Here is a 21,094-nt window from a genome sequence, read left to right on the forward strand (position 1 = left end):
CGGAGGTATAAAAATGGAAAAAAACAGCTTGAAAATTAGCGGATCCGGCTGTGCAGCGGGCGGTGATTATCAGCATGTCGTCATCAGAGGAGAAGGAACGATCGGCGGGGATCTTGTCTGCTCCAAATTTCGCACATACGGCACAAGCACTATGTCTGGAGGGGCAAAAATCGAAAAATTCGGCGTCCATGGAGAGGCTGAGGTCGCCGGCGCCCTGGAAGCAAAAGAGGCGAAAATCTACGGTACGGCTGATGTTGAAGGCGACGCCGAAATCAGTGAAGCAACTGTGAAGGGCGTCCTTACCGTCGGCGGACAGATGGCTTGTGACAGATGTGATGTCAAAGGCACGCTGATTGTGAAAGGCGACTGTGAAGCGGAGCAGTTTACTTTACAGGGGAGTGTTGAATTGAAGGGTCTCTTGAACGCCGGTGTAATTGACATCGGATTAAGGTTTGGAAGCAGCAGCATTGGAGATATCGGCGGGACGAATATAAAAGTCGTCAATAAACGCGGGATATTTAAGCGGAACGGCGGTTTTCTGAACGCCGGAGTAATAGAAGGAGACGACATCTATCTTGAAAATACGGCCGCTCGGATCGTCAGGGGAAACCGCGTCCATATCGGCCCTGGCTGTGAAATCGAAACCGTTGAATACAAAAGCGATTATCAGGTTTCACCCAAATCGGAAGTAAAGGATAATAAACAAAGTTAATGGAACAGTGTTATGTTATAGAAAAAGGATGGCGTGAATTCGCCATCCTTTTCATTTACTAATTTTTCTTTCCGGGCTTACTTTCATACCCGGCGGTGAAAATAGACACGAGAAATGTGAGGATGACCCCCATCATGATCAATGTCTTCAACAAAATCCCCCTTTCCATCCTTTTTCCCTTGCTGTCGATCAAGCACGTGTTGCGTTTTAGCCGGTCCCGCGGATTTGTCTTGTGCGCGCCGAGCTTATCTGCCTTTATTATGACTGGTTTGCACCGCACTTGTCAATTCGAGGAAGTACTTTCAATTTGAAGATGAAAAGCATGCAAAAGGACATCTCCGCATACAGTGAATGTAACAGTGAGTCACTTGGCACCTTGCATTAATCATCATATAGGAGGTTCTTATGGATATATTAAAAAAGATTGAACAGTATAGAGAGGAAGAACAGCGTCTGAAATGGGAAGGAACCTTCGCTGATTATTTGGAAATCGTGAAAGAAAATCCGGCTGTCGCACAATCTGCTCATTCCCGCGTTTACAATATGATAAAAGACAGCGGTATTGAAGAAAAGGACGGAAAAAAGGTATACAGCTTTTTTGACAAGGAGCTGTTTGGGCTTGAAGAGCCTTTGGAGCGCCTTGTGGAAGAATATTTTCATCCGGCCGCCAAACGCCTTGATGTCAGAAAAAGAATTTTGCTTTTGATGGGGCCTGTCAGCGGCGGAAAGTCAACGCTTGTCACAATGCTGAAAAGAGGACTTGAAGCTTACTCCTTGACCGATGAAGGCGCAGTCTACGCGATTAAAGGATGTCCGATGCATGAAGACCCGCTTCATCTAATCCCTCAACATCTGCGCGAGGATTTTTATAAAGAATACGGGATCCGTATTCAAGGCAACCTGTCCCCGCTGAATATGATGCGGCTCGAACAAGAGTATGGCGGAAGAATTGAAGAAGTGAAGGTTGAGAGAATCTTTTTTTCCGAGGATAAACGGACAGGGATTGGCACGTTCAGTCCATCCGATCCGAAATCACAGGATATTGCCGATCTGACGGGGAGCATTGACTTTTCAACAATTGCTGAATACGGATCGGAATCCGATCCGCGGGCATACCGGTTTGACGGCGAATTAAACAAGGCCAACAGAGGCATGATGGAGTTTCAGGAGATGCTGAAGTGTGATGAGAAGTTCCTCTGGCATCTCTTGTCCCTCACACAGGAAGGCAATTTTAAGGCGGGACGGTTCGCCCTCATCTCGGCGGATGAACTGATCGTAGCCCATACGAATGAAACCGAATACCGCTCATTTATTTCCAATAAGAAAAATGAAGCGCTCCATTCGCGGATTATCGTCATGCCGATTCCATATAATTTGAAAGTGTCGGAAGAGGAGCGAATCTACGAGAAGATGATTGCTGAAAGCGATGTGTCAGATGTCCATATCGCCCCGCACACGCTGAAAGTCGCCGCAATGTTTTCGATTCTCACCAGACTGAAGGAGCCGAAGCGCTCCGATATTGATCTTGTCAAAAAGATGAGGCTCTATGACGGGGAAAGTGTTGAAGGTTTCAATTCGGTCGATGTCGAGGATTTGAAAAAGGAATACACTGATGAGGGGATGAGCGGGATTGATCCGCGTTATGTCATCAACAGAATCTCCTCGACGATCATTCGCAAAAACATGGAGTCGATCAATGCGCTCGATGTCCTTCGCTCTTTAAAAGAAGGGCTTGATCAGCATCCTTCGATTTCCGCCGAAGATCGTGAACGCTATTTGAACTTTATCTCCGCCGCGAGAAAAGAATATGATGAGATGGCGAAAAAAGAAGTTCAAAAAGCCTTCGTCTATTCTTACGAAGAATCAGCCAAAACATTAATGGACAATTACCTCGACAATGTCGAGGCGTACTGCAATAAAATCAAACTGCGCGATCCGCTGACAGGCGAAGAAATGAATCCTGACGAAAAGCTGATGAGGTCGATAGAGGAGCAGATCGGCATTTCTGAAAACGCCAAGAAAGCATTCCGTGAAGAAATTCTTATCCGGATCTCGGCTTATGCGAGAAAAGGGAAGCGTTTCGACTACAATTCGCACGAGCGGCTCAGAGAAGCCATTCAGAAAAAGCTGTTTGCCGATTTAAAAGACGTGGTCAAAATCACGACATCAACCAAAACGCCTGATGAACAGCAGCTGAAAAAAATCAACGAAGTCGTCGCCCGTCTCATCGATGAACACGGCTATAATTCAACAAGCGCAAACGAGCTATTAAAATATGTAGGAAGCTTATTAAACCGGTAGATCAAGACCCGTCCGGAAGAAGGGCGGGTTCTTCTGTCCCATTTTCACAATTGTTTGTCAAAAGTCGTCCGCCATCCGCATAAGATAAAAATAAACATTTTTTAAGGCTGGTTTCATCAAGCAGGGATTTATCAATAAGGAGGGGAATTCATGTCCCATAAAGACAACGGCCATTTTATTATTTCTCAGGAAAACTGGTCCCTCCATCGAAAAGGGTATGATGACCAACAGCGCCATCAGAAAAAGGTGCAGGATGCGATAAAAAACAATTTGCCTGATCTTATCACAGAAGAAAGCATCATCATGTCAAACGGCAAAGATGTCGTGAAAATACCGATTCGTTCATTGGATGAATACAAAATCCGCTATAATTATGATAAAAACAAGCACGCCGGACAGGGAGACGGAGACAGCCAGGTCGGTGACATCGTCGCAAGGGACGGCTCAGACAGACGAAGCGGCGCCGGAAAAGGCCAGGGAGCGGGTGATCAGGCCGGCGAGGATTATTATGAAGCTGAGGTTTCCCTCATGGACCTGGAAGAAGCGCTTTTCAGCGAAATGGAGCTGCCGAATTTGGAGCAGAAAGAACGCGACGACATCGTCGTCCAGGATATCGAGTTCAATGACATTCGCAAAACGGGTCTGATCGGCAACATCGATAAAAAAAGAACGATGCTCTCCGCGTTTAAGCGAAACGCAATGACCGGAAAACCGTCGTTTTATCCGATTTTTCCTGAAGACTTGAAATTTAAGACGTGGAACGACTCCGTCAAACCGGAATCAAAGGCTGTTGTATTGGCGATGATGGATACGAGCGGCAGTATGGGCGTCTGGGAAAAATATATGGCGCGAAGCTTCTTCTTTTGGATGACACGCTTTTTACGGACAAAGTATGAAACGGTTGAGATCGAATTTATCGCCCACCATACAGAAGCGAAGGTCGTATCTGAAGAAGATTTTTTTTCAAAAGGGGAAAGCGGCGGGACGATCTGTTCATCCGTATACCGAAAAGCGCTCGAGCTGATCGCCGACAAATACCATCCGACTCGCTACAATATTTATCCGTTCCATTTTTCCGACGGCGATAATTTAACATCTGACAATCCGAGATGTGTTAAGCTCGTCGGCGACATTATGGAGAAGGCCAATCTATTCTGCTACGGGGAAGTCAATCAGTACAACAGGCATTCAACTTTAATGTCAGCCTATAAAAATATTAAAAATGAAAAATTCAAATATTATGTTCTCAAGCAAAAAGCCGATGTATTTCAGGCGCTGAAAAGCTTTTTCAGCAATGAAGAACGGCATCAATATACGTAAACGCCTCCGGTTCCGGAGGTTTTTTGATGTGGAAAATATTTAATTAAAAATTTTTGATGCAAGGCTGTTGACATTTTTGTTTACTTTAACTAATATTTAATCTTGTTAACTATTAATTTTGTTGTTTTGTAAAGGTGTAATCGCTTTTCAGAATTCCGTTTTTCCTTGCTCAGTTATGAACAACCAAGTATAGTACACGTCCGCATTTTCAGGCTGGGCGGGAAAGAGGAACAAAGCAAACTGTGTGCGGGCCGCTTGCCGGTTTCGCCGAAAATATAAGAATTCGGAAGGAGAAATCAAACATGAGCAAAGGACGTTTAATTGCCACGAATATTATCGGACTCATCATCGTGCTTGCCATCATTGCAGGAGGCGCGTATTTCTATTATGACAGCATCAGCTATGTGAAAACAGATGAAGCCCATGTCACAGGGGATATGGCTGATATTACAGCGCCCGCATCAGGTAAGCTGACGGATTGGGACATCAAAGAAGGAACAGAGGTTTCCAAAGATGAAAAAACAGCAAAAATCAAAGGTGAACAAACAGTTGATGTGAAGTCCATTATGGACGGAACGATTGTCAAAAATGAAGCAAAAGAAGGCCAGATCGTACAAGCCGGACAAACGCTTGCTAAAACGATCGACATGGACCACCTGTACATTACAGCAAACATTAAAGAAAACGACCTGAAAGATATTGAAAAAGGCGACAAAGTGGATATCGTCGTTGACGGTGATTCAGACACGACATTTGAAGGAAATGTGGAAGAAATCGGCTATGCGACAAATTCAACATTCGATCTGCTTTCCCAAAGCAATTCAAGCGGAAACTACACAAAAGTAACGCAGAAAGTGCCTGTGAAAATTTCCATCAAAAACCCGTCTGATAAAGTTCTGCCGGGAATGAACGCATCTGTGAAAATTTCCAAATAGCCAGGGGGAAAAAAACGAACGAAAGGAGGATGTCATAAGTGGCTTCTCAAAACAAACAAGGAAACATGTCACTGCTTGTTATCTTAATGGCCGGTTTGTTTCTGGCCATTTTAAACCAGACGCTGCTGAATGTGGCGATGCCGCACTTAATGACCGAATTTAATGTGAGCGCCACAACGATTCAATGGCTGACAACCGGATATATGCTGGTCAACGGTGTTTTGATTCCTTTGTCAGCCTTCTTGATTATGCGCTTTGGCGGCCGCAGCTTATTTTTAAGCGCGATGTTCTTGTTTACGGTCGGGACGCTCATTTGCGGATTGGCGCCAAACTTTTCAACGATGCTGATCGGCCGCCTCATTCAGGCAGCTGGCGGAGGCATTCTGCAGCCGCTGGTCATGACGACGATTCTCTTCATTTTCCCTCCGGAAAGCCGCGGGAAAGGGATGGGCATCTTCGGGCTGGCGATGATGTTTGCCCCGGCTGTCGGCCCGACTTTATCCGGCTGGGTTATTGAAAACTACAGCTGGCGGGTGATGTTTGACGTTCTCGTACCGATTGGACTTATCGTCATCATTCTCGGCTTCTTCTTATTTAAAAATATGACAGAGCCGAAAAAAATCAAGCTTGATATCGCCGGTGCGCTTCTTTCAATCATCGGTTTTGCCTCATTGCTGTACGGAGTCAGTGAAGCGGGAACCGACGGCTGGGATGATCCGGTTGTTCTTTCTACAGTTGTCATCGGTGTGATCGGCATTATCGCCTTTATCATCCAGCAATTGAAAGCAAAAGAGCCGATGCTTGATTTCAGGGTGTTTAAATATGACATGTTTTCATTGTCAAGCGTCATCAATGCCATCATTACGGTCGCTTTATACGCCGGGATGTTCCTGATTCCGATTTATTTGCAGAACCTTGTCGGATTTACCGCACTGCAGTCGGGATTATTAATGCTTCCAGGCGCGATCGTTATGCTTTTAATGTCACCTGTATCAGGTATCCTGTTTGACAAAGTCGGTCCGAGACCGCTTGCGATCGTCGGTTTATTGATTACCGTCGTGACGACTTATGAATTTACGACCCTTACCATTGATACGCCTTATATCCATATCGTCGTGATTTATGCGATTCGCGCCTTCGGAATGTCAATGCTGATGATGCCGATTATGACAGCCGGTATGAACCAGCTTCCGAAGCATCTGAACAGCCATGGAACGGCTATGTCGAATACGCTTCGGCAAATCAGCGGTTCGATCGGAACCAGCTTGATCACGACAATTTATACAACGCGCACGACATTCCACTATGCTGCGCTCGCTGATCAAACCAATACGGCTGATCCGTCATTCATGCATACGCTGCAATCGACGATTCAGTCCACAGCGCAATCGATGCATATATCGCTCGAACAGGCACAACAATATGTTGTGAAATACTTGACCGGACAGGCCCAGCTCAATTCCAATGTCATGGGTATCAACGATGCATTTATGTGGGCAGCGGGCTTCTGTGTCGTCGGTCTTGTACTCAGCCTGTTCCTGCGGGATGTCAGAAAAGACAAGGACCGCAAGAAACGGAATAAAGAAGAGCTGACACTGCTGCCGGCTCCGAAGGAAGCAAAAGAATCTTAAGGATGAGGAGGTTCTCATATGAAAATCTATGTTGTGTATGACAGTGAAGGCGATCATACAAAAAAATTAGCTGAAGCCATTGCAGAAGGCGCCGGGGAACATGAAGCGGCGGAAGTGCTGATCGATCATGTCAGCCAGGCTGATGTCAGAAAGCTCGAAGACATGGATGCCATCATCTGGGGGTGTCCGGGACATTTCGGCACGATCAGTTCCGGTTTAAAAGCATGGATTGATAAGCTTGGTTATCTCTGGGCGGAAGGAAAGCTGATCAACAAAATCGGCGCGGTTTTCTGTACAACAGCGACGACTCACGGCGGACTTGAAGCGACGATGCTCAACCTCATCACACCGATGCTTCATCAAGGCATGATGATTGTCGGCTTGCCGGGAAATGTGCCTGAAAATGCTTTGTACGGATCTTATTACGGCGCGGGTATTACATGCCCTGTCGACAGCGATGAATTGATTGCAGAAGAAGGGCTTGAGCTGGGCCGGGCGCTGGGCAGACGAGTCGCACAAGTGACTGAACGCGTTGCCTCAGGACAGTAAGGAGCGGTTTACCATGACCATTATATTGACCATTATTGCTGCAGTCATCGTTATTATCGGTCTTGTGGTGTTTAATGTGCGCTCCGTATCCTCCGGAAAAGAAGAGCCTCAGAAGATTGGAGAGGAGCGCACCGCCGCATTGGACGCATCCCCGGTTGAGGAAGATCGGGAGCAGGAGATGCCGCCAAGCACTTCCGAAGAAGATGATCGGGATGTCATGAATGATCAAACATACCGTGAGATCCTGCAAAAATTGCAAAAACCAAGGGCGGAACAAACTAGGGCTCCGAAAAACGATATGAATGACATGGATTATCGCAATGCTTTGAAATCCATGCAGAAAAGGGATCAAGATTAACGGCAAATTCGCTGGATAACAGCGGATTTGCTTTTTTTTATGCGGAATTTTGCTTTTTTGGTTGTTTTTCATTTTGTATTAGTGTACTATTCATGTAGTACACATGATGGTTAGAGGAGGCTATTGCTTTTGAAATCTTTCAGCGGTTTATTAAAAAAAGATTTGCGCATCTCACGATTCTGGTCTGTGACTTGGATATTCATTCTGATTTGTGCGATTATTGCAAGCTTTGTGTTTGCCCGTTATATAGACGAACCGATGGCGCTGTTTGGGGCATTTGCAACCATTTTATTGTTTCATAGTCTGTTTTGTCCGCTTATGATGATCACTCAGCTTCGTTTGGAGGGGAAAACACAGCTATGGCTTTACAATCCGAACAATGGAGCGGTTCTATTGCTGTCAAAGCTGGCGGCAGCCGCCGTTTACCAATTGATTTCGCAGGTGATTCTCGTGATCTTCGGATTGATTGTCAGAGGCGTCCTGCAATCTCTTGCTGACCGTTTGTTTTCCGTTTCGGATTTGCTTTTGGTCAACATTGTCGTCTTTTTAAGCTCATTGTTTTTGTCAGCGTGGGTGATGTTCCTGTGGACGATCTATGAATCGCTTAGAAAATTTCCGGCCATCAAGAAAGTTCGCTGGCTTGTTCCGGTGTTGATCTACAATGCTTATGGATGGTTGGAGTGGATGATAGCAAAAAGCGGTCTTTTCCAGTTCGTACAGGGGTTTTGGACGATTCCTATAAAAGCGAATTTCAATTTGCACTATCAAGACTCGCGCTGGACGGTTACATTTTCTCAAATTGATCTACCGGGTGTTCTCCTGGTGTATTACACAGTTTTAGCTCTTAGTCTTTTCTACTTTGCGGGCAAATTACTTGATAGAAGAGTCGAGGTGTAGAGAATGGCCAATGATTTTTCTGCCTCTAAGCCGATCTACAGGCAAATCGCCGAACAGCTGTTTAAACAAATGGTCCGCGGAGAGATCAAACCGGGAGAAAAGCTGCCTTCCGTTCGCGAGCTGGCCGTTCAGACTCAGGTCAATCCGAATACGATTCAAAGAACCTACAATGAGATGGAGAGGATGGGTGTCGTGGAGAGCAGAAGGGGGCAGGGAACCTTTGTTGTGGAAAATACGGAAGTCATCGATGATTTAAAGCGTGAGATGAGGTTGGAGGTCATCGGTCAATTTGTGGAGAGCATGGAAGAGCTCGGCTTGTCTAAACAAGACATGTTGTCAGAACTGAACCATTATCTTCAGAAAGGGGATCCAAATGAACATTGAGCTGAAAAATGTCACGAAAAAGTACGGCAGAGATTATGCGCTCAAAGATGCCAATCTATCGCTTACACCCGGGAAAATTTACGGCTTGGCCGGACCGAACGGCAGCGGTAAATCAACGCTTTTGAAACTGATCACCGGGCTTTCGTTTCCGAATTCGGGTGCCGTGTATATCGACGGGCAGCCGGCAGCCCGGAATATGACGAAACATATCGCCTATTTAACCGAGCTTGACATGTTTTATGATCCTTTCCGAGTAAAGGATATGATCCATTTTTACGCAAGCCAGTTCGCCGATTTTCAAGCTGATAAGGCCTTTGATCTTTTAAAAGAAATGAAACTTGACCCTGATAAAAAGATCAGCAGGCTTTCCAAAGGGAACCGCGGCAGACTGAAGCTCGTGTTGACATTGGCGCGCGATGCTTCGGTCGTGCTGCTTGACGAACCTCTGTCAGGGCTTGATCCGTTAGTCAGAGAGTCGATTGTGAAGAGCCTTCTCACATATCTTGACCTGGAAAAGCAAACGGTCATCATCGCTACGCATGAGATTAAGGAAATCGAACAGATTTTGGATGAGGTGATCGTTGTCTTAAATGGGCGGATTGAAGAGAAAAAGGATGTCGAAGAGCTTCGGGAAGAATCAGGGATGTCGCTTTTAACATGGTTTAAGGAGCTCATTTTAGAAAAGGCGCACTAGGTTTGCATATGAAAAAGACGGGGGGATAACACAGTGGAAACACTTTTGCAATTAAAAAACGTCTCAAAAACGATCAGAGGCAGGAAAATTATCGACGGTTTGAGCTTTGATGTGCACGCCGGCGAGATTTTCGGCTTTCTCGGACCGAACGGCGCCGGTAAAACGACAACGATCAGGATGATTGTCGGCCATATGAAGATCTCCGCCGGCGAGATCGCGGTGTGCGGTGTCAGTGTAAAAGACAATTTTGAAAAGGCGGCTGCACATATCGGGGCGATCGTCGAAAATCCCGAGCTTTACAAGTTTTTAACGGGCTATCAAAACCTTCAGCAATACGCGCGGATGACAAAAGGGGTGACGAAAAAGAAAATTGATGAAATCGTTGAGCTCGTCGGCTTGAAACATCGAATTAATGATAAGGTCAAAACGTATTCTTTGGGGATGAGGCAGCGGCTCGGACTCGCACAAAGCCTTTTGCACGATCCAAAGCTCCTGATTCTCGATGAGCCGACAAACGGACTTGATCCGGCCGGCATCAGGGAAATCCGTGACTATTTAAGAAGGCTGACGAAAGAAAGAGGTCTGGCCGTCATCGTATCAAGCCATCTGCTGTCGGAGATGGAACTGATGTGTGACAGGATTGCCATCATTCAAAACGGAAAGCTCCGCAACATTCAATCTGTGAAGGGTCCTGCGGCTGATAAGAAAAAGCGTTATTTCATCCAGGCTGATGACAGAGACGCCCTTTACCGCGAAGCTGGCGGGTTTAAAGACAGCCGCATTGAAAAAGTCGAACACGGGATCGAACTCAGCCTGTCCAAAGATGAAGTCCCTGATTTCATCAAACACTTGACCGACAGCGGCATCCGTTTATATGAAGTGAAGGCGATCAACAAATCATTGGAAGACCGATTCTTGGAAATTACCTCGGAAAAAGGGGAGGCTCAGCATGTTTAAGCTTATCGTGAATGAATGGATCAAGATTTTCAGCCGAAAAGGAACATACGTCATGATCGGGATATTGCTGTTATCGGTCATTGGATTGGGCATTCTCGCGAAAACGAGCGGAGTGGCAGATCCAAACACAGACTGGAAAAAGGAACTGGCGCAGGAAAATGCGAATATGAAGGAACAGCTGAAAGGGGTCAACAATCCGACACTTGAAAAAAACTATGAAAGGTCGATCGCGATTAATGAGTATCGGATCAAGCACGATATGCCGGAAGACGGAAAGTATTCGGCGATGTCGTTTATCAATGATGCCGGAGATGTGATCTCCCTGACCGGTCTGTTTGTGATTACGGTGGCGGCTGGAATCGTCGCCAACGAGTTCAGCTGGGGGACGGTGAAGCTCCTGGTGATTCGGCCGATCAGCCGCTTTAAAATTTTGCTGGCGAAATATATAACGGTCCTGCTTTTTGGCTTGGCACTGCTTGTCATTTTGTATGCAAGCGCAGGGATAACAGGTCTTGCTTTATTCGGAGCGGGTGACGGCAGCCAGGTTCACTTGGCGTATGTCGACGGAAGTGTTGAAGAAAAGAACCTGTTGTTGCATCTGGGCGTGGGCTACCTGATGAAATCAATCTCGCTGTTGATGATGGCGACGATGGCCTTTATGATTTCAGCGGTTTTTAGAAACAGTTCGCTTGCAGTAGGTATTTCCATTTTCCTTTTGGCCGTTGGCGGTACGGCAACCAATCTTCTCTCGCTGAAATTCGACTGGGTGAAATACATCTTATTTGCAAACACAGACCTAAGCCAATACTTTGACAGGGAGCCGCTTGTTTCCGGCATGACGCTCGGCTTCTCGGTGACGGTGCTGGCGGTGTATTACATCATTTTTCAAGTGCTGGCTTTTGGCGTGTTTACGAAAAGAGACATCGCCTCATAAACCGGTGTTGCTTCAAGGAGCATAACGCGATTTTTTAGGCGTTGTGCTTTTTTTGTGAGAAATAAAAAGACTGCTGACAATGTCAGCAGTCTTGAATAAAGAGCCGTGCTCTTTATTATGCTTTTGTTACGTTAGCAGCTTGTGGTCCGCGGTTTCCTTCAACGATTTCGAAAGAAACAGATTGGCCTTCTTCCAAAGTTTTGAAGCCTTCGCCTTGAATAGCAGAGAAATGAACGAATACATCGTCTTGTCCTTCTACTTCGATGAATCCGAAACCTTTTTCAGAGTTAAACCATTTTACTTTACCTTCTAGCATGAAATTTCCTCCTAAAGCGATAACGCTTAAATTCACTATTCTTGCTCTAAAAACTTCCAAGACGAAAACTCTTACAAAACTTTCTTCTTAAAGATAGTTCGAACAAAAATAATTACCTTTACTTTACCAGTGTTTAAGCGAAATTACAACTGATTCTCAAAAATTTTTTTGAAAAAGTGAATTTAGCTTGAGAATTTGAAACACTCGGCATGACATGGTCTTTAAATGGAGAATTTTATATGAGAATTCACGTTTCAACAAAAACGGGCCCATTTCCGGTTGGTTGAGTAATTCCTACTTGACCAATCAGGTTTGTTGTACTATAGTTTTTTAATGTAAAAAAATTCTGGGGGTGCTTTTTGCTATTATGACATTCTTTGTGATTATTAATATTCTCGTCATGCTTTTTCTGATGGCGCTCCTTTATATGATGCAAAAAAAGCATGTTTCGTTTTCTAAGCGGGTATTTTCCGCTCTTGGACTCGGAATTGTTTATGGATTCGCTTTGCATTTTATATATGGTTCGTCTTCAGAAACGATTACACAAACGTCTGACTGGTTCAATATTGCGGGCGGCGGTTATGTCAAGTTTTTGCAGATGATCGTCATGCCGCTTGTTTTCATTTCGATTTTAGGGGCGTTTACAAAGCTTAAACTGACCAATAATATCGGAAAAATCAGCGGGCTGATCATCGGAATTTTGATTGCGACGACGGCTGTCGCTGCCGCTGTAGGTATTGCGTCCGCGCTTTCCTTCGACCTTCAGGCCGTCCATGTTGACCAAGGGGCGGCTGAAGCGACAAGAGGTGCCGAGCTTGAGCAGAAATCCCAAGCCATGGAGGCCAAAACACTGCCCCAGCAAATTGTTGAGCTCCTTCCGGGAAATCCGTTTTTAGATTTTACCGGAGCAAGACCGACATCAACAATCGCTGTTGTCATTTTTGCGGCCTTTCTCGGTATCGCATATCTTGGCGTGAAGAGAAAACAGCCTGAACAGGCCGAACTTTTCAAAAAAATCGTTGATGCGATATATGCGATTGTGATGCGTGTTGTGACGCTCATTTTAAGACTGACGCCTTACGGTGTCTTAGCGATTATGACAAAAACGATTGCGACAAGCGACCTCGACAGTATCGCTAAACTCGGCAAATTTGTGATTGCGTCATATGCGGCGCTGATTGTGATGTTCATTATTCATTTGCTGCTGATTACAATCAGCGGATTAAACCCGGTCACATACGTGAAAAAGGCATTTCCGGTGCTTGTCTTTGCCTTCACGTCTAGATCCAGTGCCGGTGCATTGCCATTGAACATCAAAACGCAAAGAAGCCTGGGCATTCCAGAAGGAATCGCCAACTTTGCCGGTTCCTTCGGTTTATCGATCGGTCAAAACGGCTGCGCCGGTATTTATCCGGCCATGCTTGCGGTTATGATCGCGCCGACGATCGGTCAAAATCCGCTTGATCCGTCATTTCTTTTCACATTGATCGCCGTCGTTGCTGTCAGCTCGTTCGGTGTGGCCGGCGTCGGAGGCGGGGCGACATTTGCGGCGCTTCTCGTCCTATCGGCTTTAAATATGCCGGTTGCCCTTGCAGGGCTGTTGATTTCAGTAGAACCGCTGATTGACATGGGCCGGACGGCTCTCAATGTCAGCGGCAGCATGACTTCCGGTCTTGTGACAAGCAAGGTGACAAAAGAGCTTGAAACCGATACGTACCATGACCGAACAAATATTATTGAAGCTGAAATGTAGCAAAAACCCGCACAGTTTATGGCGCTGTGCGGGTTTTTTTCATGAATACGTCTGATCTGTATTGTACATGGTCTGACCTGCCGGTTCGTCACTCATGACATTGACCGGAGCTGACGTCATATGGCCGTAAGCCTGCTGGTGATTCTGACTCTCTGTTTGGCCTGACTGGCTGTCGCTCTGCTGCGTCTGTGATTGTCCTCCCGGATTGAATGCTTGTTTGATCAAGTCAGCCGGATTCAACATCGCGTTCTTTTGATCACTTCCACGCTGTTGTCCGCCCATCCAATTGGAAAACATGTTTGTGACTCTTTTGCGGATTTCAGGGGAGAATGCCGCGGTTAATGCAGCAGATCCCAAAACCAATACAGCGGGATGGATTCCTGCTCTTCGTCTGAACAAAGGATCAACCTCCTTTTTACGTTTACCATCCCCGGGATTCCCATGTTTTATACTTCATGCTTTGGACGTCTGAGTTTGCCGGTGTTTTTCAAAAAAGCTGAAAATCGCGGTGAGCACCTTGATTTTGTTTTCTTTTTTGGAAAAACCGTGTCCTTCATTTTCCATGACGATATATTCAATGTCCCTTCCCCAGGCTTTCAGCTGGTCGACGACCTGGTCTGACTCCTCTTTGACGACGCGCGGATCGTTTGCTCCTTGAACAATCAGCATCGGCCGCGTCATCGTTTGCAAATAAGTGATCGGGGAGTCGGCTTTCATCTTTTCATCATCATGTTCCGGATCGCCGACCCATTTTTCCATAAAAGGCTTCCAGAAATCAGGAACGGATTTGGCGAAGGAAAACAGGTTGCTGACTCCGCATATATCAACGACGGCGCGAAAATATTCAGGATGCCTTCCATGCAGTAAAAGAGCCATATAACCGCCATAGCTGCCGCCCATTAAATACAGTTTGTCAGGGTCGGCAAGGTTTTTTTCGATGAGCCAGTCGATGCCGTTCACCATATCGAGCCGCGGCCCGCCTCCCCAATCCTGTTCCACCATTTTGTAAAATGAATAGCCATAATTTGCAGACCCGCGGAAATTCGGCATAAATACTTGATATCCCATTTTCGCTGCGATCTGAAAAATATCATAGAACATGAATTGTTCCGCGTGCTGCGGTCCGCCGTGCGGCCAAATGATCGTCCAGCCGTTTGCTTCTCTTGCCGCCGGCTTAAACAGCATCGCCTCGATCGGCAAGCCGTCAAACGACGGATATGTGACGACTTCCGGATATGACAGCTCGTCTTCACTAAAACCCGGAACAATGTGCTTAGTCAATTGCCGCCAGTTTGCTTCGTTCCGGCTTTTCACATAAATGTTCGCCGGCCGGGTCGGGGTAGATCCCAACAAGTAGAGCGATCCCGATTTCACACAGCATACTTTGGCGATGGATGTGCATGGAGACGCGATCTCTCTTGCTTCTCCCGTCGCTGTCTCATATTCATACAGCACATCTTTCACACCTTTTTTTCCAATGAGGTAGAGATATTTCCCGTTCGGATCGGGGTGAATCGATGTCAGCTCCGTTTTGTCGATTGAAAGAACCGGGGCGAATGTATCGGACGAAATGGTGTATGACGCAAGATATGAAAATTCGGAATCGTAGTTGAGAGTAACGTACAGCTCGTCATCTGATGTGAAAAAGGATGAATAGACCATGTGGGGCTTCTCTTTGTCGGGAACAATCGTTGTGATATCTCCCTTTTCAGTCTGGACCATACAGACGCAATGGCTGTTGACATAGGAGACAAGGATGCTGACCGCCTTTTCACCGGGGCTGACATCGCTAAGCATGGATGGCCCGCCTTTTCCTTCAAAAACAAGCTCTTCCTTGCCTGTCAAAAGGTCGCATTTGTATGTATTTAAAAATGTAGGGTTATCTTTCGTTGACGTGTAGTACACTGCGTGGTTTGCCGGTATCGGTTCAAAATGGCGGTCCGTTTTGTTTCCGTTTAGCGGCACGGGCTCACCGCCTTTTGCCGATAGCTTGTAAAGCCCGCTTCGTTCGTCTCCATCATTGTCAAACCCAGCGACAATGACAGATGCGTCTTTGCTGTAGGCGATACCTTGTGAGTTCTGATTCAAAAATGAAAGCTGATATGGATATGCGTGGGGAAGATCCATCGCCCACAAGTTTGATTTTCCATTGATGTTTGTGTCAAAGATAAGCTGCGTCTCCTCTGGGTGAACGGCAAAGTCTGCAATTCGAAAAACATGAAATAATTCTTTGGCACCTTGCATTTTTCAAACACCTTCCTCAGTTTAGTATAGATCGATACTCTTTGATCATAACAAAATATGGGTATAAAAAATACGTCCTAGGACGAATAAATCAGATGGAAAAGATAAACCTAAACATAAATCAAAAAAGGAGGCAATTAAAATGTTCAACCTGAAAAAGGGCGCAATCATCGCTTTTCTTCTTCCGCTGTTGTTTGCTGCGGGATGCGGAATGGCGAACCAAGGCGAAAATGCCCGCCGCAATCAAGATAATGCGCTTCAAAATGTGACCAACAGAGATAATCTGAATGATGGAACAAACGTAAATGATGTCAATGATCGAAATAACCGGATGAATGTCACGGACAACCGCGATCTCAACCGGGACAATCGGAACAATAATAATGGAAATAACATGGAATCTGCCGATGATGTAGCAGATAAAGTAGCAAAACTGAAAGAAGTCAGCAGCGCCAATGTGATTGTGACAGACAACAACGCTTATGTGGCAGTTGTCTTGAAAGGCAATCCGAAAGGCGACGTCACCGGCGATTTGAAGGAGAAAATCTCCAAGAAAGTGAAAGAAACAGACAAAAGCATCGACAATGTATTTGTTTCAGCCAATCCGGATTTTGTTGACCGCATGAGAAATTATGGAGACAGGATCAACAACGGTGAACCGATTGAAGGCATTTTTGACGAGTTTGGCGAGACGATCAACAGAATTTTTCCTCAGCAAAGATAAAAACGAAAGGCCGCAACGTTAATGTGCGGCTTTTTTTGTCGGCTGTTTTCATCCCGGGTTACTTTTCATCCATCACGGCATAGTGTTATAAAGAGAACCTTTTTTGCGGATGGAGGGAGAAACGGTGACGGGAGAGTTGAAAGCAGCCTTTGTTTTCATCGCAGCGGGGGCTCTATCCGCTCTGTTATTCATCATGTTTATCATCTCAAATCAAGGCTTCCAGAAGGGAGCGCTTGTTTCTGAAGAGAAAGAAAAACTGAAAGCATCGTTGCAGATGACCGTCCATAGAAATGTCAGCATTTATCATTCAGAGGCGGAAAAATCGATTTTGCATCTTACAAAAGAGACGCTTGATGATGCAGAAGCCGTGAGCAGAACACTTTTTGGCAACCTCCGTTCAGACAAAGTGGACCTGATCTTTTTTTCTAGCAGAGAAGAAATGGAGTCATTTTCACAGTTAAAGGATATTACCGGGTTTTATTCAGAAAACTTGCGGATGATCGGGCTGCTCCCGGAGGAAAAAAAGCAGCTTTTGAATGGAAAGGGGTTCGCCGTCTTTCTTTATAAGCGGGTGCTGATTCACGAATATACCCATTTTACATTCCACGAAAAGCTTCGGGAACTGAACGCAAGCCCTAAACAATTTCCCCTCTGGTTCCACGAAGGGGTCGCAGAATGGGCCGCTGCCTATGATGAGGCTTATGCCCGGAACCTGGCGACAGTCGTTCCTTTTAGAAAATTAAAGTCGGATCGGCAGTGGCAACAAGCGCGCGATGATGATGAGACGGATATTTATTTGCAGAGCTTTTATATTATTGAAGAACTTGTGGCCCGAAAAGGGGAGGGAATCATTCTCAAAATCATGGAGAAAACAGCGGAGCGAAACAATTTTGAAAGCGGGTTTAAGGCTGCTGTGGATCAGGAGTTAAGCGAGTTCGAAAACGACTTTACACAAAAATACGGAAAAACGGCATTGAATCATTATATCAATGCCGTTTTTGTGATTAATGAATCGGTCTCTGCTGCGTTTGGCCGTTGTTTGGAGGCATCTGCATCTGACCTTGAGCAGGCGCGTAAGCCGAAAGCATTTTTTGCATATCCTGAGAAGCAAGTTGAGGCACCTGGTAATAGCCGTGTTTGTTTTGGTAAAGAAAGATTTCATAAGCCATCTCGATATAGTGAGGAATTTGGTCCGCAAGCACCCTTCTGCAGACAGGGTTCGTCACCTCGGGAGCTGCCATGGCAAGAGAGGAACAACATGTCTTCATTAAGCTGAGCATAAAGCTGCTGATGCAGGCGTCATCGATTTGTTGAGGAGACTGCTTCGGCGTTTTAGGCTGGGTGTTCTTCAAGCCGTAAACAAACTGGCGATCCTGCTTCATCATATAAGTCGCCGTTTCCTGGCTCGGTTTTTGCCCCGTCCGGAAGCACTCTACTGTCAGATTGTACTGCGACGTAATAAATTGATGCTGTCTATCTAAAATATCGAGCAGCTCGGGATCCTTCACTTGCTGTCTGAACATCATGTACTGCTCCAGAGTACCGATCATTCCTGACAGCACTTCGTGCATATCAAAAACCTCGTGGCCTCCGTGATTCATGTGCTGCATTCCTTCATTGCCCTGATTGATTTGCATTTGCTGCTGTTGGTTTGGTTGTTCCATTCTTTGGTATCCTCCTTAAACTTAGTTCAAACGTTATCTTTTGTTTTTGACAATGTTTTTATTCAAAAAAGCATATTCGACAAATTGGATTTAAAGGGATTTTATTCTAACCGTCGAATAGGATATGTCAGAAGAAAATATTATAGGGTCTTTTCCATAAGACATTGCTGGCGATTAAAAATCCGGGAACATGAGTCATTCAAAGGTTGATGTGGCGGTAATCAAATTCACTTGGCATAAAACTTAAGTTCTTGCCCGACTTCAGGCCGGTTTTGGAATCACTTGTATGAGTAAGACGCTGCTTGTTAAAGCAAATCACGGCACAGCCCGAAAAAACAATGTCGTATTGAAAGTCGAAAACGGCTGCCGGATGTATGGCGGAAAAAGCTGTAGCTCAAGGTCTTTAAAGAAAGGGACGGAACTTGGACCAAAAGGAAACAGCGTCCGGCTTTTTTAACGATTGTTTTGCTGGGAAACTTCATTCCAAAAAGGCTCTTTTATTGCCCCTGCGTGTTCTGTAAAGGATTCTCCCTCCGTAAATGATTTCAGCTGCCAAGGTTTTTATTATCACCATGAAAATGCAAAAAAAGGATTTCCCTTTTTTATTTTGCACTTAGAAAAGGAGGATGTTTATGCTGGGCTCAAGCGAGACGGTTGGAAAAATGTCAGGCTTAAGTGATGATGAAGCTTTGTATCCAAAGGTGCAATTGGAAGCATATAAAAAAATCAACGAACTGAGTGATTTCTACAGAATGGATGATATTTACCTGTCACTAATCGACCAGTATGCATGTCCTTGTACGATTCTAAACGACAGGGGAGAAATTGTAGCATCTTCAAATCGCGCGCAAACATATTTAACATGTCCAAAAGGAAGCATCGACCAAGCGTTTCCCGCCAGTTTGGCACAGCAGATCAATGCGGCTTTGAAGCGGGTGAAAAAAGAAAAGAGGGAGACGGCACTCAAAAACGTTCCGATTTATTTAAGCGGAAAGCTTTCCTTTGTTCATCTGACATTAAAAAGTTACTTTCGTCAATACCACAAGCTGTACGTACTTTTAATCGAAAAAGCACACGAGGAGAGACGCGCAGGAGACAGCGGACAAACATCAGAATGCGATCAGCAGCTTCAGCGAACGATAAAAGAGCTTGAAGCGTCCAATGAGGCATTGATAGCCGCAAATCAGAACTTACAAAATAAAAACAGGAAATTAATGAAGGTCAACAAGGCGTATGAAAATAAAATCCGCGAGCTGAACACCATCAAAAAAGAGATGGACAATCTGCTGATCCATACAGATACGGCCGCGGTTTTTCTCGATCAGCACCTTCAATTGAAATTGTTCACTCCGAAAGCGGCTCATATGTTTGAGCTGGACAAGCGGGATATCGGGAGTTCCGCGAAAGTTTTGGGAAACCGGCTCAAATACGAAGCATATGCAGAAGGTGTGAAGGCGGCGCTTGAAGAAAACAGGACGATTCAAAAAGAATGGAACACATCTGCCGGCGAATGGTATGCTGTCAAAATCATACCTTATCGTAAGGCGGTAAACAGAGTGGAGGGGGTTGTCATTACATTTGCCAATATCACGGAGCTGAAAATGACGAACGAGGCTCTCCATATCAGCTCACAGGCGATCGACCAAAGTCCTGCGAACATATTAATGGCTTCTGTTGAGGGAACTGTGCAATATGCAAATAAACGGTTCTGTCAGCTGATCGGAAAAGAGCAGGCAGAAATCAGCGGCAAAAATGTGTTTAACCTGTATCATGAACATTTTGATTGCTCCGATCTGGCCGGCTGCTGGGAGCAGGTTTTAGAAAAAAATCCATGGTCAGGTGAACTGCACTGCCGTGATAATAACGGAAAAGACAGGTGGGAGCAAGTCTCGCTCGTTCCTGTTGAAGACCACGAGGGCGACGTTCAGCAAGTGATGGTGATTTCGGAGGATATCACAAATCAGAAGCAGTCTGAAAAAATGCTGATGAAATCGGAGATGCTTTCAGCCGTGGGACAGCTGGCAGCAGGGATAGCCCATGAAATCCGCAATCCGCTTACATCCCTGAAAGGGTTTCTCCAGCTGATGATCCAGAGCAAAAAATATCAAAAAGATTATGCGGAAGTCATGATGTCCGAATTTATCAGACTTGAATCGATCATCAACGAGTTTCTCGTCTTGGCGAAAACGAAATCTGCTACATATGATCCGGTGCAGGTCAATACGATCGTCGAAGATGTCTGCATGATTTTAGAGTCCCAGGCGGTCTTGAACAGCGTGCGGATCGAGAAGGAACTGAGCGGTGATCTTCCTGAGATTCTCGCGGTCACAAACGAACTGAAACAAGTATTTCTAAACATCTTAAAGAATGCGATCGAAGCAATGGAAGATGTCCAAGGTGTCATTTCCATTCGTTCCTACCGGGAGAAAGACAGCGTATTCATCATTTTTGAAGATCAGGGCAAGGGGATTTCCAAAGAAGTTCTCGAAAAGCTGGGAGAGCCATTTTACACGACGAAAGAAAAAGGAACGGGACTCGGTCTAATGGTCACCTTTAAAATCATTGAAAATCACGGAGGAAGCATCCGTTTTGAAAGTGAAGAAGGCAAAGGGACAAAAGTGAAATTGAAGCTTCCGATTAAAGAATGAGAACCTGAGGCCACCTCGATTCTCATTCTTTTTTGAAATTTTTACAAAAACTTGATGTCAGCTTTATAAATAT

The 21,094-nt window shown here is 45.4% G+C and carries 19 protein-coding genes; 15 read left to right on the forward strand and 4 right to left on the reverse strand.

Translation table 11 applies throughout. The features are described 5' to 3' along the window. Positions 1 to 13: 13 nt before the first annotated feature. From P3X63_RS05095 to P3X63_RS05150, 12 genes are all read left to right on the forward strand, one after another. Entirely contained in the window at positions 14 to 712 is a 699-nt protein-coding gene (locus P3X63_RS05095) for a hypothetical protein (RefSeq protein WP_277692546.1), read from the forward strand. A gap of 405 nt (positions 713 to 1,117) precedes the next feature. Beyond that, positions 1,118 to 3,013 carry a serine/threonine protein kinase PrkA gene (gene prkA / locus P3X63_RS05100; RefSeq protein WP_026586146.1) on the forward strand — a complete coding sequence of 632 codons (1,896 nt, stop codon included), beginning with the start codon at positions 1,118 to 1,120 and terminating at the stop codon, positions 3,011 to 3,013. Between the two features lie 150 nt (positions 3,014 to 3,163). Continuing rightward, complete coding sequence (yhbH, locus tag P3X63_RS05105; RefSeq protein WP_026586147.1) at positions 3,164 to 4,333, forward strand: sporulation protein YhbH; 1,170 nt, start codon at positions 3,164 to 3,166, stop codon at positions 4,331 to 4,333. 302 nt (positions 4,334 to 4,635) lie between these two features. Then, the gene (locus tag P3X63_RS05110) at positions 4,636 to 5,268 is read left to right on the forward strand and encodes an HlyD family secretion protein (RefSeq protein WP_277692547.1); all 633 of its coding nucleotides are present in this window, start codon (positions 4,636 to 4,638) and stop codon (positions 5,266 to 5,268) included. A gap of 65 nt (positions 5,269 to 5,333) precedes the next feature. Beyond that, complete coding sequence (locus P3X63_RS05115; RefSeq protein ID WP_051290399.1) at positions 5,334 to 6,899, forward strand: DHA2 family efflux MFS transporter permease subunit; 1,566 nt, start codon at positions 5,334 to 5,336, stop codon at positions 6,897 to 6,899. Positions 6,900 to 6,917: 18 nt separating this feature from the next. After that, positions 6,918 to 7,448 carry an NAD(P)H-dependent oxidoreductase gene (locus P3X63_RS05120; RefSeq protein ID WP_026586150.1) on the forward strand — a complete coding sequence of 177 codons (531 nt, stop codon included), beginning with the start codon at positions 6,918 to 6,920 and terminating at the stop codon, positions 7,446 to 7,448. A 13-nt stretch (positions 7,449 to 7,461) separates the two neighbouring features. Continuing rightward, entirely contained in the window at positions 7,462 to 7,806 is a 345-nt protein-coding gene (locus P3X63_RS05125; protein WP_026586151.1) for a hypothetical protein, read from the forward strand. Between the two features lie 129 nt (positions 7,807 to 7,935). Further along, complete coding sequence (locus P3X63_RS05130; RefSeq protein ID WP_026586152.1) at positions 7,936 to 8,703, forward strand: hypothetical protein; 768 nt, start codon at positions 7,936 to 7,938, stop codon at positions 8,701 to 8,703. A 3-nt stretch (positions 8,704 to 8,706) separates the two neighbouring features. Then, positions 8,707 to 9,087: a GntR family transcriptional regulator gene (locus P3X63_RS05135; RefSeq protein WP_026586153.1), complete on the forward strand. Its 381-nt coding sequence runs from the start codon at positions 8,707 to 8,709 to the stop codon at positions 9,085 to 9,087. Further along, the gene (locus P3X63_RS05140; protein WP_026586154.1) at positions 9,077 to 9,781 is read left to right on the forward strand and encodes an ABC transporter ATP-binding protein; all 705 of its coding nucleotides are present in this window, start codon (positions 9,077 to 9,079) and stop codon (positions 9,779 to 9,781) included. The genes P3X63_RS05135 and P3X63_RS05140 overlap by 11 nt, the downstream gene beginning before the upstream one ends. Before the next feature lie 33 nt (positions 9,782 to 9,814). After that, positions 9,815 to 10,738: an ABC transporter ATP-binding protein gene (locus P3X63_RS05145; protein ID WP_277692548.1), complete on the forward strand. Its 924-nt coding sequence runs from the start codon at positions 9,815 to 9,817 to the stop codon at positions 10,736 to 10,738. After that, entirely contained in the window at positions 10,731 to 11,672 is a 942-nt protein-coding gene (locus P3X63_RS05150; protein WP_277692549.1) for an ABC transporter permease, read from the forward strand. The genes P3X63_RS05145 and P3X63_RS05150 overlap by 8 nt, the downstream gene beginning before the upstream one ends. A gap of 115 nt (positions 11,673 to 11,787) precedes the next feature. Here the strand turns inward: P3X63_RS05150 and cspB are convergent, their stop codons facing one another. Further along, positions 11,788 to 11,988: a cold shock-like protein CspB gene (gene cspB, locus P3X63_RS05155; RefSeq protein WP_003155376.1), complete on the reverse strand. Its 201-nt coding sequence runs from the start codon at positions 11,986 to 11,988 to the stop codon at positions 11,788 to 11,790. Between the two features lie 367 nt (positions 11,989 to 12,355). Between cspB and P3X63_RS05160 the strand changes: the two genes are divergently transcribed. Next, positions 12,356 to 13,741, forward strand: a complete 1,386-nt coding sequence (locus P3X63_RS05160; RefSeq protein WP_035427961.1) for an L-cystine transporter — start codon at positions 12,356 to 12,358, stop codon at positions 13,739 to 13,741. A 39-nt stretch (positions 13,742 to 13,780) separates the two neighbouring features. Here the strand turns inward: P3X63_RS05160 and P3X63_RS05165 are convergent, their stop codons facing one another. Together P3X63_RS05165 and P3X63_RS05170 are read right to left on the reverse strand one after the other, a co-directional pair. Beyond that, positions 13,781 to 14,140 carry a hypothetical protein gene (locus tag P3X63_RS05165; protein WP_026586158.1) on the reverse strand — a complete coding sequence of 120 codons (360 nt, stop codon included), beginning with the start codon at positions 14,138 to 14,140 and terminating at the stop codon, positions 13,781 to 13,783. 54 nt (positions 14,141 to 14,194) lie between these two features. Then, positions 14,195 to 15,985: a S9 family peptidase gene (locus tag P3X63_RS05170; protein ID WP_277692550.1), complete on the reverse strand. Its 1,791-nt coding sequence runs from the start codon at positions 15,983 to 15,985 to the stop codon at positions 14,195 to 14,197. Positions 15,986 to 16,127: 142 nt separating this feature from the next. On the opposite strand from P3X63_RS05170, the gene P3X63_RS05175 reads away from it, so the two are divergent. After that, positions 16,128 to 16,709: a YhcN/YlaJ family sporulation lipoprotein gene (locus P3X63_RS05175; RefSeq protein ID WP_026586160.1), complete on the forward strand. Its 582-nt coding sequence runs from the start codon at positions 16,128 to 16,130 to the stop codon at positions 16,707 to 16,709. A gap of 1,004 nt (positions 16,710 to 17,713) precedes the next feature. On the opposite strand, the gene P3X63_RS05180 is transcribed toward P3X63_RS05175, so the two are convergent. Continuing rightward, positions 17,714 to 18,373, reverse strand: a complete 660-nt coding sequence (locus P3X63_RS05180; protein ID WP_077737144.1) for a spore coat protein — start codon at positions 18,371 to 18,373, stop codon at positions 17,714 to 17,716. Positions 18,374 to 19,005: 632 nt separating this feature from the next. Here P3X63_RS05180 and P3X63_RS05185 point away from each other — a divergent pair. After that, the gene (locus P3X63_RS05185; RefSeq protein ID WP_277692551.1) at positions 19,006 to 21,021 is read left to right on the forward strand and encodes an ATP-binding protein; all 2,016 of its coding nucleotides are present in this window, start codon (positions 19,006 to 19,008) and stop codon (positions 21,019 to 21,021) included. Positions 21,022 to 21,094: the final 73 nt, after the last annotated feature.

The sequence above is a fragment of the Bacillus sp. HSf4 genome (assembly GCF_029537375.1).
GTDB lineage: Bacteria > Bacillota > Bacilli > Bacillales > Bacillaceae > Bacillus > Bacillus sonorensis_A.

Coding starts and splice junctions, on each gene's coding strand:
- P3X63_RS05095 (WP_277692546.1), top strand. CDS start 14: ATGGAAAAAAACAGCTTGAAAATTAGCGGATCCGGCTGTGCAGCGGGC.
- prkA (WP_026586146.1), top strand. CDS start 1,118: ATGGATATATTAAAAAAGATTGAACAGTATAGAGAGGAAGAACAGCGT.
- yhbH (WP_026586147.1), top strand. CDS start 3,164: ATGTCCCATAAAGACAACGGCCATTTTATTATTTCTCAGGAAAACTGG.
- P3X63_RS05110 (WP_277692547.1), top strand. CDS start 4,636: ATGAGCAAAGGACGTTTAATTGCCACGAATATTATCGGACTCATCATC.
- P3X63_RS05115 (WP_051290399.1), top strand. CDS start 5,334: ATGTCACTGCTTGTTATCTTAATGGCCGGTTTGTTTCTGGCCATTTTA.
- P3X63_RS05120 (WP_026586150.1), top strand. CDS start 6,918: ATGAAAATCTATGTTGTGTATGACAGTGAAGGCGATCATACAAAAAAA.
- P3X63_RS05125 (WP_026586151.1), top strand. CDS start 7,462: ATGACCATTATATTGACCATTATTGCTGCAGTCATCGTTATTATCGGT.
- P3X63_RS05135 (WP_026586153.1), top strand. CDS start 8,707: ATGGCCAATGATTTTTCTGCCTCTAAGCCGATCTACAGGCAAATCGCC.
- P3X63_RS05140 (WP_026586154.1), top strand. CDS start 9,077: ATGAACATTGAGCTGAAAAATGTCACGAAAAAGTACGGCAGAGATTAT.
- P3X63_RS05150 (WP_277692549.1), top strand. CDS start 10,731: ATGTTTAAGCTTATCGTGAATGAATGGATCAAGATTTTCAGCCGAAAA.
- cspB (WP_003155376.1), bottom strand. CDS start 11,988: ATGCTAGAAGGTAAAGTAAAATGGTTTAACTCTGAAAAAGGTTTCGGA.
- P3X63_RS05160 (WP_035427961.1), top strand. CDS start 12,356: ATGACATTCTTTGTGATTATTAATATTCTCGTCATGCTTTTTCTGATG.
- P3X63_RS05170 (WP_277692550.1), bottom strand. CDS start 15,985: ATGCAAGGTGCCAAAGAATTATTTCATGTTTTTCGAATTGCAGACTTT.
- P3X63_RS05175 (WP_026586160.1), top strand. CDS start 16,128: ATGTTCAACCTGAAAAAGGGCGCAATCATCGCTTTTCTTCTTCCGCTG.
- P3X63_RS05180 (WP_077737144.1), bottom strand. CDS start 18,373: ATGGAACAACCAAACCAACAGCAGCAAATGCAAATCAATCAGGGCAAT.
- P3X63_RS05185 (WP_277692551.1), top strand. CDS start 19,006: ATGCTGGGCTCAAGCGAGACGGTTGGAAAAATGTCAGGCTTAAGTGAT.